Annotated in this window: 11 protein-coding genes and 1 pseudogene; 7 read left to right on the top strand and 5 right to left on the bottom strand. The window is 64.7% G+C overall.

All coding sequences use genetic code 11. The features are described 5' to 3' along the window. Positions 1 to 14: 14 nt before the first annotated feature. Entirely contained in the window at positions 15 to 908 is an 894-nt protein-coding gene (locus tag AC3WJE_RS16415) for a LysR family transcriptional regulator (RefSeq protein WP_493731887.1), read from the top strand. 35 nt (positions 909 to 943) lie between these two features. Here the strand turns inward: AC3WJE_RS16415 and AC3WJE_RS16410 are convergent, their stop codons facing one another. The 5 genes and pseudogenes from AC3WJE_RS16410 to glmS form a co-directional block, all read right to left on the bottom strand. Beyond that, positions 944 to 1,957, bottom strand: coding sequence for an aldo/keto reductase (locus tag AC3WJE_RS16410; protein WP_493731905.1), 1,014 nt, complete (start codon positions 1,955 to 1,957; stop codon positions 944 to 946). Positions 1,958 to 2,191: 234 nt separating this feature from the next. After that, positions 2,192 to 3,419: pseudogene (locus tag AC3WJE_RS16405) on the bottom strand ((R)-mandelonitrile lyase). Positions 3,420 to 3,432: 13 nt separating this feature from the next. Next, positions 3,433 to 4,488: an alpha/beta hydrolase gene (locus AC3WJE_RS16400; RefSeq protein ID WP_493731886.1), complete on the bottom strand. Its 1,056-nt coding sequence runs from the start codon at positions 4,486 to 4,488 to the stop codon at positions 3,433 to 3,435. Between the two features lie 12 nt (positions 4,489 to 4,500). Further along, the gene (locus AC3WJE_RS16395; protein ID WP_493731885.1) at positions 4,501 to 5,589 is read right to left on the bottom strand and encodes an alpha/beta hydrolase; all 1,089 of its coding nucleotides are present in this window, start codon (positions 5,587 to 5,589) and stop codon (positions 4,501 to 4,503) included. Positions 5,590 to 5,888: 299 nt separating this feature from the next. Continuing rightward, positions 5,889 to 7,721, bottom strand: a complete 1,833-nt coding sequence (gene glmS, locus AC3WJE_RS16390; RefSeq protein ID WP_493731884.1) for a glutamine--fructose-6-phosphate transaminase (isomerizing) — start codon at positions 7,719 to 7,721, stop codon at positions 5,889 to 5,891. A 207-nt stretch (positions 7,722 to 7,928) separates the two neighbouring features. On the opposite strand from glmS, the gene AC3WJE_RS16385 reads away from it, so the two are divergent. The 6 genes from AC3WJE_RS16385 (at position 7,929) to AC3WJE_RS16360 (ending at position 15,291) form a co-directional block, all read left to right on the top strand. Beyond that, positions 7,929 to 9,200, top strand: coding sequence for an efflux RND transporter periplasmic adaptor subunit (locus AC3WJE_RS16385; protein WP_493731883.1), 1,272 nt, complete (start codon positions 7,929 to 7,931; stop codon positions 9,198 to 9,200). Between the two features lie 111 nt (positions 9,201 to 9,311). Next, positions 9,312 to 10,037 carry an ABC transporter ATP-binding protein gene (locus tag AC3WJE_RS16380; RefSeq protein WP_493731882.1) on the top strand — a complete coding sequence of 242 codons (726 nt, stop codon included), beginning with the start codon at positions 9,312 to 9,314 and terminating at the stop codon, positions 10,035 to 10,037. Between the two features lie 10 nt (positions 10,038 to 10,047). Next, the gene (locus AC3WJE_RS16375) at positions 10,048 to 11,358 is read left to right on the top strand and encodes an ABC transporter permease (RefSeq protein WP_493731881.1); all 1,311 of its coding nucleotides are present in this window, start codon (positions 10,048 to 10,050) and stop codon (positions 11,356 to 11,358) included. Between the two features lie 34 nt (positions 11,359 to 11,392). Beyond that, complete coding sequence (locus AC3WJE_RS16370) at positions 11,393 to 12,619, top strand: ABC transporter permease (protein ID WP_493731880.1); 1,227 nt, start codon at positions 11,393 to 11,395, stop codon at positions 12,617 to 12,619. Between the two features lie 13 nt (positions 12,620 to 12,632). Then, positions 12,633 to 13,946, top strand: a complete 1,314-nt coding sequence (locus tag AC3WJE_RS16365) for an ABC transporter permease (protein ID WP_493731879.1) — start codon at positions 12,633 to 12,635, stop codon at positions 13,944 to 13,946. Positions 13,947 to 14,067: 121 nt separating this feature from the next. Beyond that, positions 14,068 to 15,291 (top strand): ABC transporter permease, encoded by a 1,224-nt coding sequence (locus AC3WJE_RS16360; protein ID WP_493731878.1) that lies wholly within the window; start codon positions 14,068 to 14,070, stop codon positions 15,289 to 15,291. Positions 15,292 to 15,377: the final 86 nt, after the last annotated feature.

The following is a 15,377-nucleotide window of genomic DNA, read 5'->3' as shown; positions in this document are numbered from 1 at the left end:
TCCGGTATGCATCAATGGGCGTGGAGAACTACGACCAGCTGGCCATGTTTGCCCTGGTGGCCCGCGAGCGAAGTTTCACCCGGGCCGCAGCCCAGCTGGGCATGTCCCAACCTGCACTGAGTCGATCCATGCGCCAGCTGGAAGAGCGCCTGGGCGTGCGCCTGCTGGCGCGCACCACCCGCAGCGTTTCGCCGACCGAAGCGGGTGAGCAGCTGTTGCGCGTGATCGCACCGCGGTTTGAAGAGATCGACACCGAGCTTGCCCAGCTCAACGCCTTCCGCGACAAACCGGCCGGCCGGCTGCGCATCACCGCCGGAGAGCATGCGGCGATCACGATCATGCAACCGGTGCTGGGCAAGCTGCTGCCGGAGCATCCCGACCTCAACATCGAGGTGATCGTCGACTACGGCCTCACGGATATCGTCGCGGAGGGTTACGACGCAGGCATCCGCATGGGCGAACAGGTGGCCAAGGACATGATCGCAGTCCGCGTCGGGCCCGAACTGCGCATGGCGGTGGTGGGTTCGCCCGACTACTTCCGACGCCACCCAAAGCCGAAGTCACCGCACGATCTCACCCGGCACAACTGCATCACCATCCGCCTGCCGACGCACGGCGGCATCTTCGCGTGGGAGTTCGAAAAGAAGGGCCAGGAGCTCAAGGTGAGGGTCGAGGGCCAGCTGGTGTTCAACAACATCGGCATGCGGTTGACCGCAGCCCTGGAAGGGCTGGGGCTGGCCTATATGCCCGAGGATCTGGTTCTCCCCTATGTCGAAGCGGGCACGCTGGCCCGCGTACTGTCTGACTGGTGCCCGCCTTTCCCCGGCTACCATTTGTATTACCCCAGCCGGAGGCAGTCTTCCCCCGCCTTCACCCTGCTTCGCGATGCGCTGCGGTATCGGGACTGAGACTGCAACGCCGCATCATCGCAACAGGACTCGCGCTACTTCACAGGCGCCTCCACACCGCTGAAGGCGAGTATTCCTGGCGGCAACCTCTCGCCCTGGATGGTCACCGCGCCGAGTGCGGCGTTCAACTCCTCAAGCTCTCCCGTGCTCAATGCCACGTCTGCGGCACCGATGTTGTCGAGCATGTGCGCCATCTGCGTGGTGCCGGGAATCGGCACGATCCACGGTTTCTGTGCCATCAACCATGCCAGCGCGATCCGGGCGGGTGTCGCGCTCTTGCGCTCGGCCCAGGTCTTCAGGATCCGCACGAGCGCAAGATTCTGGGTAATGCTTTCCGGGGCGAAACGCGTTTCGGCCCCGCGGATATCGCCCTCGGCGAATCGCGTTCTCTCATCGATGGCGCCGGTGAGGAAACCCACGCCGAGCGGGCTCCATGGCACGAAGCCGATGCCGAGCTCTTCGCAGATCGGAATGATCTCCTGCTCCGGACCACGCCACAGCATCGAATACTCATTCTGCACGGCAGTCACAGGCAACACGGCATGGGCGCGACGCAACGTCTGCGGGCCCATCTCGGAAAGACCCCAGTGCAGCACCTTGCCTTGCGCCATCAGGTCCTTGATCGCGCCGGCCACGTCTTCGATCGGCACCTGGGGGTCTACCCGATGCTGATACAGCAGATCGATGCGGTCCGTACGCAGGCGCTTGAGCATGCCTTCCACCACCTGCTTGATGTGGTCGGGCCGGCTGATCAGTCCCGGGCCACGCGCGCCGGTCTCCAGATCGATGTTCCAACCGAACTTCGTAGCGATCACGATCTCGTTGCGGAAGGGTGCAACGCCTTCACCGAGAATCCGTTCGACCTCGTGCGGTCCGTATGCCTCCGCCGCATCGTAGAAGGTAAGACCACGATCGAATGCGCTCCGGATGATGTTGTGCATCTCGGTTCGCGACGGAATCGTGGTCTGGTAAGTGCGGCTCATGTTCTGCACGCCAAGACCCACGCTGGAGACCTCCAGTTCCCCCAGCTTTCTGCGACTGCTCAGCATGGCGGCGGCGCCCGCTGCCGTTGCACCGCCACGCTTGCTGCCGGCAGCACCGTTTCCGTGCTGCCGGTCTGAAGCCTGGCAGGCGGCCAGTCCGCTCACCAGCGGGAATGCGGCCAATGTGGCGGCCCCCATCAGCAGCTCGCGGCGTCGCGTATTGGGCGGGGTGTTGCTCATCGTTGTCTCCACGTCATGACGGATGGCGTTTCTGCCGCGGTGTTGTCGGCAGGCATTGCTTCAGCGGGTTGAAGCCAGATGTTGATCCAGTGCCTCATTGGCTCGCCCAGCGGCCGCTGTGTCGCCGCTTTCGGCCAGCAGTTGCGCCAGCTGACGCAGTTGCACGCTGGTCAGGCCGACCCGCCTGCTGGCCCCCATGTGCGAGCGCAGTTGCGCTTCCACACCCGGCGTGGCCGCCAAAGCGCCGACCGTGGCCAGCTCTCGACTCTGCCAATCCAGGTTGTCGCGTTCGAAGATGTCGCCAAACAGGTGCGCTTGCAGGTACTGGTTGATGATCGGTGCGAACTCCATCACCGGCCCCTTCACCGGCGCGCCGGAAATGCGGGTCTGGTTGGCCGTCCCTGCTGCCAGCAGTGCATCACCCACGGGGATCGGGCGGCTGGGCTCTCGCCCTGGCGCGTCCTCGATGCCCTGCTGCCTGCGTGCGTCGACCACCCTCATGAGCTCACCCAGGGCATTGAGGCTGCGCGGGAAACCGGTATAGGCGTAAAGCTGCACGAGGATTTCCTTGGCCTCACTGATGGTCAGGCCGGCATCGAGCCCTCGATTCAACGCGGCGTTGAGCTGGGACATGTTGCTGGTGGCCATTGCGGCGGCGATCAGCGGAATCGCCTGTTGTCTGGCCGACAGCACCTGTGAGACGGGCTGGGCGCTGCTCATGGCCTGGAGTTCCTCTGCGTGCGTGCCTGCTTCCGCCGGCGAGATCATCAAGCCCGCGCTCAATGCGCAGGTCGCGGCCCATCCACCCCATAAGCGCTCAACGAAAGTTGTACTGGTCATCGCTGACTTTCTCCATCCATTCAACAGTCTTGCCGTCCGACACGCCGCTCACGGCGAGGTGGGTCATCGCGCTGTTCGGAGCGGCGCCATGCCAATGCTTCACACCCGGCGGACACGCCACCACATCTCCTACGCGGATCTCCTGCACCGGCTTGCCCCATTCCTGTGTCAGGCCGATACCGGACACCACGACCAGTCGTTGGCCCCCCGGATGGACGTGCCATGCCGAACGCGCACCTGGCTCAAACGTCACATAAGCCGCGGAGGCTTGAATGCTCGTATCGGCCTGGAACAACGGATCCACGCGCACCTTGCCGGTGAAATACTCGGCCGGGCCCGATGTGGAGGACTGTGTGCCCGCGCGCGCGATCCGCTGCGCGGCCTCGCTGCCCTGCGCAAAGGGCGCCGCGACACAAAGCGCAAGCCCCAGCAGGGCATTGACCGTGATCGATGCCGCCACGTCAGAGGGTCCGGCCGTAGAAGGTCGTCAGCTTGCCCACCGCGGCGTCGACATACTTGGGCACCCAGTATGTTTCGATGTGGGTGGCGCCATCGAGCTTGAACAGTTCCTTGTCTTTCGTCCCGGTCGCCTTGGCGAAAGCGTCCTCGGTCATGTACAGGCTGTCGGCCTTGCTGCCGGCGATCATCAGCAGCGGCTGATCGATCAGCGCGATCTGATCGGTCGCATCCCAGCGCATCAGATCCAGCAAGCTGCTGGTGGTGTACTTGAAGGTGGAGCGAGGGTGGGCATGCGTCTTCCCGTAGTACTCGTACCCCTGCCGATACAGGTCGAACGGAAGCTTCGCGACCTGCTCATCGGTCAACTTGACATCGCCTGAGTAGAGCACTTCGCCGCCCGCCGCCTCCTGCGCCCGCGCATCGGAGGCCTGCTGCAGACGCTGCTGGATGGTCTGCACCTGCGAATCGACGTAGCCGTTGCGACGGACACGGCCGGAGTTGAACATGCTGATCGTCGCGATCGCCTTGAAACGCTTGTCGGTCTTCGCCGCCGCCAACGAATAACCGCCACCGCCACAGATGCCGAGCAGGCCCAAGCGCGTGGTATCGACACCCGGATAGCGGGCGATGTAATCCGCCATGCCGTGGATGTCCTCGACACGGAAGGCAGGCTTGTCCACATTGCGTGGCTGGCCGCCACTGGCGCCCTGGTAGGCCGCATCCGCCGCAATGGTGATGTAGCCCTGCTCGGCCAGGCGCTGCGCATACAGGCCTGCCACCTGTTCCTTCACCCCGCCATTGGGGTGCGCGACCACCACCGCGGGATATTTCCTGCCCGGGTCGTAGTTGGCAGGTGTGTAGACGTTGGCGGCGATCTCCAGGCCATTGAGCGGGTAGGACACCGGGTGGATGTTGACCTTGCCGGGCTCGTTGCGGGTGATCGCCCCTTCATAGACCAGGGTGTACGGATTGAGCCTGTAGTCGGCGGCATTCGCATTGCCTGCGGCGAGTCCGAGCATCACCGCGAACAGCGTGGCTCTCATGGCGTTTCGTTTCATGGGGTTCTCCTGTCAATCCAGGTGCTTGTCGGCGAGAAATCTCGACACGAGGTCGGCGATCTCGAGGTTGTTGAGGTCCGAGAAGATGAAGTGGCTGTTGCCCTTGATGCCGATCTCCGGCAGATGGATGAGCCGCACGTCACCGCCGTGCCGATTGACGGCATCCCGCCAGAGCCGGGCCATCTCCAGGCGGGCACGCCAGCTGTCCTGAGCAGGCAGGCGAACCGGTTCGGCGGGGATGTTGTCCCCGTAGAAGATGACGATCGGAATGTGGGTGAGCGCATCGAACTGCGCCTTTGAAACGACACGCGGCTTGAGCGTGTCGAACGCACTGGCGATGGGCTCCGGTGCCTCGCCTTCGGGAAACACGAAATCGCTGCCGGGTTCGAAGGCGACGATGGCCCTGACGTTGCCGCTCTTGGTGGCAGTCAGCCAACCCGGGCCGCCGCCCTGGGAATGCGTGAACAGGATGGCCGGGCCGATCTTGTCGAACAGGGCCGACATCCCATCGGAGACGACCTCGATATCGTAAGGACCGGTGTTGGGCGTCATGGAGCGGAAGAACTGCTCGCGAGCGACGTCGCCCGGTGGAAACTGGCTGCCCTGGAACGCGTTCGGCCACACGCCGATACGGAACTGGTTGAACCACAACTGCTCGTCGGCAACAGGCTTCACCGTCTGCTCGACCATGCTCCTTCCGGCCTTCCCGCGCCTGGGTTGATCGACCAGGTACGTCGCAAATCCTCGACGGAGAAAGATGTTCTGAAAGCCCTCGCGGCCATCCGCCGTGGTCTCCCAGCTTCTGGAAGACTGGCCAGCGCCATGCAACATCACGATCGGCAGCGGCTTGGCGTTTACCGGTATCTGGTAGAACGCGTAGACGTGATCGCCGTGGAAACTCTGTCCATCCGGCTTGAGCGGACTATAGGGATCGAACGTGCCGGGCTGGGTCATCTCCGAGCCGCCGGCAGACAGACCGCCCTGTTGTTGAATCTGCAGCGGCCCCAGCGGTGCCGCCGAGACAAAGCCGGCCAAGGTCAGCAGGATGATCAGCACGCCTGGACCGAACAGGGCGGTGCGGAAGCTGGAATCTGGACGCATCGGGGCGCGCTCGTATTGGGCAAGCCCCCAAGCTAACCGCGCCACACTGATGGAAACAGAGCATCAGCTGGATATCACTCATGCACGCTGGATATGAATGGACGGCGCGGTACGTCCTTCAATGCCGGCCGGCACGACCCAAACAGATGATCAACATGCCAGGTGCAACAACCCCGTCAGAAATACCCGGCGCCGTTCAGCAAGAACGGCCCCTGGAGCGTGTCATGCACCTCTCATGAGGTGAAAAAGCGCACGACACACTCCGGATAATCGTCGGATTTTCCAGCAACAACGAAGACCTACTCCACCGTCACGCTCTTGGCCAGATTGCGCGGCTTGTCCACATCGGTGCCGCGCGCCAGTGCGGCGTGGTAGGCCAGCAACTGCACCGGGATCGTGTGCACGATCGGGCTGAGCAGGCCAGTGTGGCGCGGGGTGCGGATCACGTGCACGCCTTCGGACTCGGTGAAGTTGCTGTCCTGGTCGGCGAACACGAACAACTCGCCGCCGCGTGCGCGCACTTCCTGCATGTTGGATTTCACCTTCTCCAGCAGGCTGTCGTTGGGCGCGATCACCACCACCGGCATCGCTGCGTCGACCAGCGCCAGCGGCCCGTGCTTCAACTCGCCGGCCGGATACGCCTCGGCGTGGATGTAGGAGATTTCCTTCAGCTTGAGCGCGCCTTCCAGCGCGATCGGGTAATGCAGGCCACGGCCGAGGAACAGCGCGTTGGGCTTGGTCGCGAAACGCTCGGCCCAGACCTGGATCTGCGGCTCCAGGTTGAGCGCGTGCTGCACGCTGCCCGGCAGGAAGCGCATCTGTTCCAGATAGCCGGCCTCGTTGGCCTCGCTCACGCGTCCACGCACCTTGCCCAGCACCACCGCCAGCTGGAACAACACCGCCAGCTGGGTGGTGAAGGCCTTGGTCGAGGCCACGCCGATCTCGGCGCCGGCGCGGGTGTAGCAGACCAGTTCGCTGGCGCGCGGGATCGCGCTCTCGGGCACGTTGCAGATCGACAGCGTGTGCCGATGGCCGAGCGACTTGGCGTATTTCAGCGCCTCCATCGTGTCCAGCGTTTCGCCGGACTGGGAAATGGTGACGATCAGATGCTTCGGGTTCGCGTAGGCCAGGCGATAGCGGTACTCGCTGGCGATCTCCACGCTGCACGGCAGGTTGGCGATCGACTCGATCCAGTAGCGCGCGGTCAGGCCAGCGTAATAGCTGGTGCCGCACGCCAGGATCTGGATGCCCTCGATGCCGGCCAGCACCTCGGCCGCATGCTTGCCGAACAGCCCGGCGGGAAAACCACCGGCGTCGATCGCCGCTTCCAGCGTGTCGCCGAGCGCGCGCGGCTGCTCGTGAATTTCTTTCTGCATGAAGTGGCTGTACGGGCCCAGCTCCAGCGAAGCCAACGACACGTCCGACAGGTGCAGCTCGCGTTCGACCCGCGCATCGCTGGCATCGAAGATGCGCACGCTGTCGCGACGGATTTCAGCGGTGTCGCCTTCCTCCAGGAAGATCACCTTGCGGGTGGCCTGCAACACCGCCGAGACGTCGGAAGCAACGAAGTTCTCGCCCTCGCCGATACCGATCAGCAACGGGCAGCCCATGCGCGCGCAGACGAAGCGGTCCGGCTCGTCCTGGCTCACCACCGCCAGTGCATAGGCACCATGCAGTTCCTTGACCGTGCGTTGCAGCGCACCGAGCAGATCGACGCCGTCCTGCGCCAGATGGTGATGGATCAGGTGCGCGATCACCTCGGTGTCGGTCTGCGACTCGAACGCATAACCCAGCGCGCGCAGCTTCTCGCGCTGTTCCTCGTGGTTCTCGATGATGCCGTTGTGGACCAGCACCACGCCCTGGCTGAGGTGCGGGTGGGCGTTGGCCTCGGTCACGCCGCCGTGGGTGGCCCAGCGGGTATGGCCGATGCCGATGCTGGCGTCGAAATGCTCGGCCTCGGCGGCGGCGGCCATCTCGGCCACGCGTCCGGTACGACGCACGCGGCGGATGTGGTCGCCGTCGATCACAGCGATGCCGGAGGAGTCGTAACCGCGGTATTCCAGGCGCTTGAGGCCCTCGATCAGGACCGGAACCACATCGCGATCCGCGATCGCGCCGACGATACCGCACATAGGGCAAGCCATCCGAAGGAAAGAACGCATTCTAGCGATGTCCGATCTTGTCCTCGCATTGGCTGTGGCCGGACAAGGTGTCCGGGACCGGTGTCCGCGGACACCCGGACACCCGGTCCGCGATATAAAAATTGTTCTATTTCAAAAACTTGCGATTGGCACGCCGCCTGCTTAATGAATCACGACTTCACTGGGGCGACGTTTCCGATGATCCGCGACACCTCCGCACAGGACCAGGTTCTTATCTCTCGCTCGCCACGCGCGGCGTGGCGGCGCTGGCTGTGGCCGGCCGTGGCCGGCCTGGCCGTACTGGCCGCCATCGGCTGGGCTATTTCGGGCTGGAGCGCCGGCACGCGCTCGTTCGATGCCTCACGCGTACGCATCGCCGCGGTGACCCGTGGTGATCTGGTCCGCGACATCGCCGCCGATGGCCGGGTGATCGCCGCCAACAGTCCGATCCTGTACGCGATCTCGGCTGGCACCGTCGACCTGAAGGTCGTCGCCGGCGACGTGGTCAAGCAGGGCCAGGAGCTGGCGGTGATCGACAGCCCCGAGCTGCGCAGCAAGCTGGCACAGGAACAGGCCACGCTCGCCGGCCTGGAAGCGGAGACCAGCCGCGCCACGCTCGACGCCACGCTGGCCAAGGCGGAGGGCCGCAAGCTCAACGACCAGGCACAGATCGACCGCCAGGCCGCCGCACGCGATCTGGAGCGCTACCAGCGCGCCTTCGATGGCGGCGCGGTGCCGCAGGTCGAACTGGCCAAGGCCCAGGACACGCTCAAGAAGACCGACCTCGAACTGCAGAACGCGCAGCGCGAGGCCAACATCAAGGGCGAGGCCGGTGACCTGGATGCACGCAACAAGCGCCTGCTCGCCGACCGCCAGCGCGCGGTGGTGAACGAGGTGCAGCGCCAGGTCGATGCACTGACGCTGCGCGCACCATTCGACGGCCAGGTCGGCCAGGTGCAGGCGGTGCAGCACACCCAGGTCATCGCCAACGCGCCGGTGCTGGGCGTGGTCGATCTGAGCAAGTTCGAACTTGAGATCAAGGTGCCGGAGAGCTTCGCCCGCGACCTGGCGATCGGCATGCCGGCGCAGCTCACCAGCGGCAGCGGCGAACCGTTCCCCGGCGCGATCTCGGCGGTGTCGCCGGAAGTGGTCAACGGCGAGGTCACCGCACGCATCCGCTTCTCCGACAAGCAACCGCCGGGCCTGCGCCAGAGCCAGCGCATGAGCGCACGGGTGTTGATGGATACCCGCAGGAACGTGCTCAAGGTCGAACGCGGCCCGTTCGTCGAGCAGTCCGGCGGCCGCTATGCCTACGTGATGGACGGTCGCACCGCGGCACGGCGCCCGGTCCAGCTCGGTGCTGCAAGCCTCGGCGAAGTCGAGGTGATTTCCGGCCTGCAACCCGGCGACCGCGTCGTGGTCTCCGGCAGCGATCAGTTCGGCGATGCCGAGCGTGTGACAGTGCATTAGAAGCGGGGATTGGGGATTCGGGATTGGGGATTCGTTGAAGCACGATCCTGCTACCTGATCCCGAATCCCGAATCCCAAATCCCCACTCCCGACCCACCAGAGGAAACAGCCATGCTGCAAATGCAATCGGTCTCCAAGGTCTTCCGTACCGAGCAGGTTGAAACCCACGCGCTGCGTTCGCTCGACCTGCACGTGCGCGAGGGCGAGTTCGTCGCCGTCACCGGTCCGTCCGGCTCGGGCAAGACCACCTTCCTCAACATCGCCGGCTTGCTGGAAACCTTCAGCAGCGGGCAGTACCTGCTCGATGGCGAAGACGTGAGCCACCTCGGCGACGATGCGCGCTCGCGCCTGCGCAACCAGAAGATCGGTTTCATCTTCCAGGGCTTCAACCTGATTCCCGATCTCAATCTGTTCGACAATGTCGATGTGCCGCTGCGCTATCGCGGCATGGCCGCCGCCGAACGCAAGCGCCGCATCGAGGAAGCGCTCGGAAAGGTCGGGCTCGGTTCGCGCATGAAGCATTACCCGGCCGAACTGTCCGGCGGTCAGCAGCAGCGCGCGGCGATCGCGCGCGCCCTGGCCGGCAGCCCGCGCCTGCTGCTCGCCGACGAACCGACCGGCAACCTCGACTCGCAGATGGCCCGCGGCGTGCTGGAACTGCTGGAGGAGATCAATTCCCAGGGCACCACCATCGTGATGGTCACCCACGACCCGGAACTGGCCGCACGCGCACAGCGCAACGTGCACATCGTCGATGGCCAGGCCACCGATCTGGAGCGTGAGCCGGTGCTGCTGCGCCCGCATCCGGTGTCGGCCACCTCCATCGCGGATGCCTGAGGAGGTCGCCATGCTCGGCTACTACACCAACCTCGCCCTGCGCAGCTTTCGCCGCAACAAGGTGCTCACCGCACTGATGGTGCTGGCGATCGCACTCGGCATCGGCGCCTCGATGACCACGCTGACGGTGTTCCACGTGCTCTCGGGCGATCCGATTCCGTCCAAGAGCACCCGCCTGTTCAACGTGCGCCTCGATCCGGAGCCACTCGCCTACTACCAGCCCGGCGCCGAACCGGAAGGCCAGCTCACCCGCTACGACGCCGAAGCACTACTGCGCGAGAAGCATGCGTTCCGCCAGGCGATCACTACCGGCGGCACCGGCGCGATCGAACCGGAGGGCAGCACGCTCAAGCCATTCCAACTGATGTTGCGCTTCGCCACCGCCGACTTCTTCCCAATGTTCGAGGTGCCGATGCTGCATGGCCGAGGCTGGAATGCCGCGGACGACGAGGCGCGCGCGCGGGTGGTGGTGATCTCGCGCAAGCTCAGCGAGAAGCTGTTCGGCACGCCCGACGGTACCGGCCGCAGCATGCGCATCGAGAAGACAGCGTTCCGTGTGATCGGGGTGATGGACGAATGGCGGCCAAGTCCGCGCTTCTACGACCTGTACAACGGCCAGTACGGTGAGACCGAGCAGGCGATCGTGCCATTCGCCACCGCGATGGACGTCAAACTATCGCGGCGCGGCAACATGAACTGCTTCTCCGCCGACGGCTCATCCACAGGCGACGGCACCGCGCTCGAGGCCAGTTGCACCTGGCTGCAGTACTGGGTGGAGCTGAAGAACGCCGGCCAGGCCGCCGACTACAAGGCCTACCTCGACAACTACTCGGCCCAGCAACGTCAGGCCGGCCGTTATCAACGTCCACCCAATACCCGCCTGCGCAACGTGATGGAGCTGCTGGAATACCGCAAGGTCGTGCCCAGTGATGTGCGCCTGCAGATGTGGTTGGCGATGAGCTTCCTGGTGGTATGCCTGATCAACAGCGTCGGGCTGTTGCTGGCCAAGTTCCTGCGCCGCAGCGGCGAGATCGGCGTGCGCCGCGCGCTTGGTGCCAGCCGTCGCGCCATCTTCATGCAATGCCTGGTCGAAGCGGTGAGCGTGGGCACGGTCGGCGGCCTGCTTGGCCTCGGTCTGGCTTTGCTTGGTCTGCTTGCAGTGCGAAAGCAACCGGTGGACTACGCCCCGCTGGCGCATCTGGACCTTCCGATGTTGCTGACCACCATCGCGCTCACCTTGCTCGCCAGCATGCTCGCCGGTCTGCTGCCCGCCTGGCGCGCGATGCAGGTCGCGCCCGCCCTGCAACTCAAGAGTCAGTAGCGCGGAGCTTGCTCCGCTGCTCCCAGGAGATCCCATGGACATCCGCCCCATATTTTCCGCCCTATCGCGGCACAAGACCGCCGCTGCGCTGATCGTCATCGAGATCGCGCTGACCTGCGCCATCATCTGCAACGCACTGTTTTTGATCACTCAGCGCATCGAGACGCTCAGCGAACCCAGCGGCCTGGCCGAAGACCAGGTACTGGAAATCAGTCTGGCCGGCATCGGCAAGCAGACCGACGGCGACGCACGCACCGCCGAGGACCTGGCGGCACTGCATGCGATACCCGGCGTGGTCTCCGCCGTGGTGGGCAACCAGGTGCCGTTCTTCGACAATTCCAGCAATACCGGCCTCGGGCTGGTGCCCAACCAACAGCGCGACACCGTCAACGCCGCGCAGTACCAGGGCGACACCCTGGTCAAGACATTCGGCCTGCAACTGGCAGCTGGACGCGACTTCCTGCCCGACGAGATCCTGCTGGCCACCGCGGTAGACAAGATGCTCGCCGAGCACCCGGAAAAGGTCTCTTCCGCAGTGATCATCAGCCAGCCCCTGGCCCATAAGCTGTTTCCCGATGGCCCCGCGGTAGGCAAAACGATCTACACCGGCAACATCCCGCTGACCGTGGTCGGCGTGGTGGAGACACTGGCGCGCCCGAACACCTGGGAAGGCATCGACAAGGGCTACTCACTGATCCTGCCGATCCGTCAGCCTTATACCGGCGGCTTCTACTTCCTGCGTGTCAGCGATCCGGCCCGTCGCCAGGAAGTGCTCAAGGCAAGCGTGGACAAACTGATGCAGCTCGATCCGAACCGCCTGGTACTGCGCAGCCGCACCTACGAAGAGATCCGCAACGAGTACTTCCGCAACGACCGCGCGATGGTCGGCCTGATGATCGTGGTGTGCGTGTCGTTGATGGTGGTCACCGCGCTCGGCATCGTCGGCCTGGCCAGCTTCTGGGTGCAGCAGCGCACCAAGCAGATCGGCATCCGGCGTGCGCTCGGCGCCACGCGCGGGCAGGTGCTGCGCTACTTCCAGACCGAGAACTTCCTGCTGGCCAGCATCGGCATCGTGCTCGGCATGTTGCTGGCCTACTCGCTCAATCAACTGTTGATGGGCCGCTACGAGCTGCCACGCCTGCCGCTGATCTATCTGCCGGTCGGTGCGGTGCTGCTGTGGCTGCTCGGACAGATCGCGGTGTTCGGTCCGGCGCGCCGCGCTGCGGCCGTGCCTCCGGCCGTCGCCACGCGCAGTGCTTAAGGACGAAAACCTCATGTTCGCCTATTACCTACAGCTGGCACTGCGCAGTTTCCGCCGCAACAGGATCCTCACCGCGCTGATGGTGGTGGCGATCGCGCTGGGCATCGGCACCTCGATCACCACCCTGACCGTGTTCCACGTGCTGTCGGGCGATCCGATCCCGAACAAGAGCGATCGACTGTTCTATGTGCAGCTCGATCCACGTCCGCTCAGCGGCTACCACCCCGGCGACGAGCCTGCGCAGCAGCTCACCCGCCTGGACGCGGAAACGCTGCTGCGCGAGAAGCACGCCAAGCACCAGGCAATGATGTCCGCCGGTGGTGTGGCCATCGAGCCGGATGACGCGAACATGCCGCCCTTCCTGTCCGAAGCACGCTACACCTCGGCGGATTTCTTCAAGATGTTCGAGGTGCCGTTCACGGAGGGCGGTGGCTGGAGCACATCAGACGACGAAGCACGCGCACGGGTGGCGGTAATCAGCCAGTCGATGGCACATAAGCTGTACGGCGCCGCCAATCCGGTCGGACGCATGCTCAAACTGGGCGGCACCGGTCTGCGCATCGTCGGCGTGATCGGTGACTGGAATCCCAATCCACGCTTCTATGACCTGACCAATCAGCAGTACGGTGACGTCGAGGACGTATTCGTCCCGTTCTCCACCTCGCGCGACCTCAAGATGGGCACCAGCGGCAACATGAACTGCTGGGGCGACACCGGCAGCAAGGATCCGGAAGGCCCACTCAGTCTGCGCGCCGACTGCGCCTGGGTGCAGTACTGGGCGGAACTGGAGTCGCCGGCACAGGCGTCGGACTATCGCGCCTACCTCGCCAACTACAGCGCCCAGCAACGTGCCGCTGGGCGTTACCAGCGCCCCGTCAACGTGGCCCTGTACGACGCTGCAGGTTGGCTCGACCACAACGAGGTCGTCCCCGCCGACGTGCGCCTGCAATTGTGGTTGGCATTCGGCTTCCTCGGCATCTGCCTGCTCAACACCGTGGGATTGATGTTGGCCAAGTTCCTGCGCCGCAGTGGTGAGATCGGCGTGCGCCGCGCACTGGGCGCGCCACGCGGCGCGATCATGGCGCAATGCCTGGTCGAAGCCGGCACGCTCGGCCTGGCCGGCGGCACGCTCGGTCTGGGGCTGGCCGCCATCGGCCTATGGCTGGTGCGCCATCAATCGACCGAGTACGCCAAGCTGGTGCATCTGGATGCAGGAATGCTCGCCGCCACGTTCGGCCTGGCGATTGTCAGCAGCGTCATCGCCGGCCTGCTGCCGGCGCTGCGCGCGATGAAGATCGCTCCGGCACTCCAGCTCAAGTCGCAGTGAACATCGAGGCCTCCTCCTGCATGTTCAACAGAGGCCTCATGGTTGTCCCATCCACCGGCGTCGCGCATTCGTCAGCGCAGACGCGGCGGCAATCCAGCTAAAGATTCCGAAGGTCTCCCCTATGGAAATCCGCCCCATCATCTCCACCCTGAGCCGCCACAAGCTCGCCGCCATGTTGATCGTGCTGGAGATCGCGGCCAGCTGCGCGATCGTCTGCAATGCGTTGTTCCTGATCAACGACCGGCTGGGATACATCCAACGCCCCAGCGGGGTCGATGAGACCCACCTGGTCACGGTCAAGACCAACGCGATCAACCGCGACGGCGACATCATGGCCATCACCCGCACCGATCTGGATGCACTGCGGGCGCTGCCCGGCGTGCGCTCGGCAGCGATCATCAGCCAGATCCCCTACGGCAACTCGGTCTGGAACAGCGGCATCAAACTCTCGTCCGGTCAGCACGAAGACACCATGCAGGCCACCAACTACATGGTCGGCGAAGATGGGCTGCGCACGCTGGGCCTGCAGCTGGTGGCCGGTCGCGACTTCAACGCGGACGAGTACGTCGATACGAATCTCAGTGACAGCGAGCTGAGTTTTCCCTCGGTCATCCTCACCCAGCCGCTGGCGCAGCGCCTGTTTCCGAATGAACAGGCCATCGGAAAATCGATCTACGTCTTCGGTGACAACCCGCATCGCGTGGTCGGCGTGGTGGCCCGACTGGTTCGCCCGCGCGACGGCAAGACCGCGTCCAGCTACGAGGAATCGATGCTGTTTCCCGGCCGCTCCAGCTACGCCAGTGGCGCTTACCTGCTGAATGTGGCCGACCCGAGCCGCCGCGATGAAGTGCTGGAGGCCGCCAAGAAGACGCTGAACGGGCACGGACCGCTGCGCATCATCAGCAAAAAGCAGAGCGACACCCTGCAAGCGCTGCGCGATCGCTACTACAGCAACGACCGCGACATGGCCTGGTTGCTGGTCGGCGTATGCGGACTGTTGCTGCTGGTCACCGCATTGGGCATCGTCGGCCTGGCCAGTTTCTGGGTGCAGCAGCGCACCAAGCAGATCGGCATCCGCCGTGCGCTCGGCGCCACCCGCAACCAGATCCTGCGCTACTTCCAGACCGAGAACTTCCTGCTCGCCAGCGTCGGCATCGTGCTCGGCATGCTGCTGGCCTACTCGCTCAACCTGATGCTGATGAACCTCTACGAGTTGCCGCGCCTGCCGCTGTTCTACCTGCCGATCGGCGCGGTGCTGCTGTGGTTGCTTGGGCAGATCGCGGTGCTGTGGCCGGCGCGCCGTGCCGCGGCGGTGCCGCCGGCGGTCGCCACGCGCAGCGCTTGAACAAAAGCAACGAGCGTCATAGACCGTAGGAGCGGCTTCAGCCGCGATGGAGCTTTACCGGTAACGCCCCATCGCGGCTGAAGCCC

Source organism: Pseudomonas sp. GW821-FHT07E12, from assembly GCF_058986605.1.
Note: the sequence above shows the minus strand (reverse complement) of the source record. Positions and strands in the feature narration are given on the sequence as shown.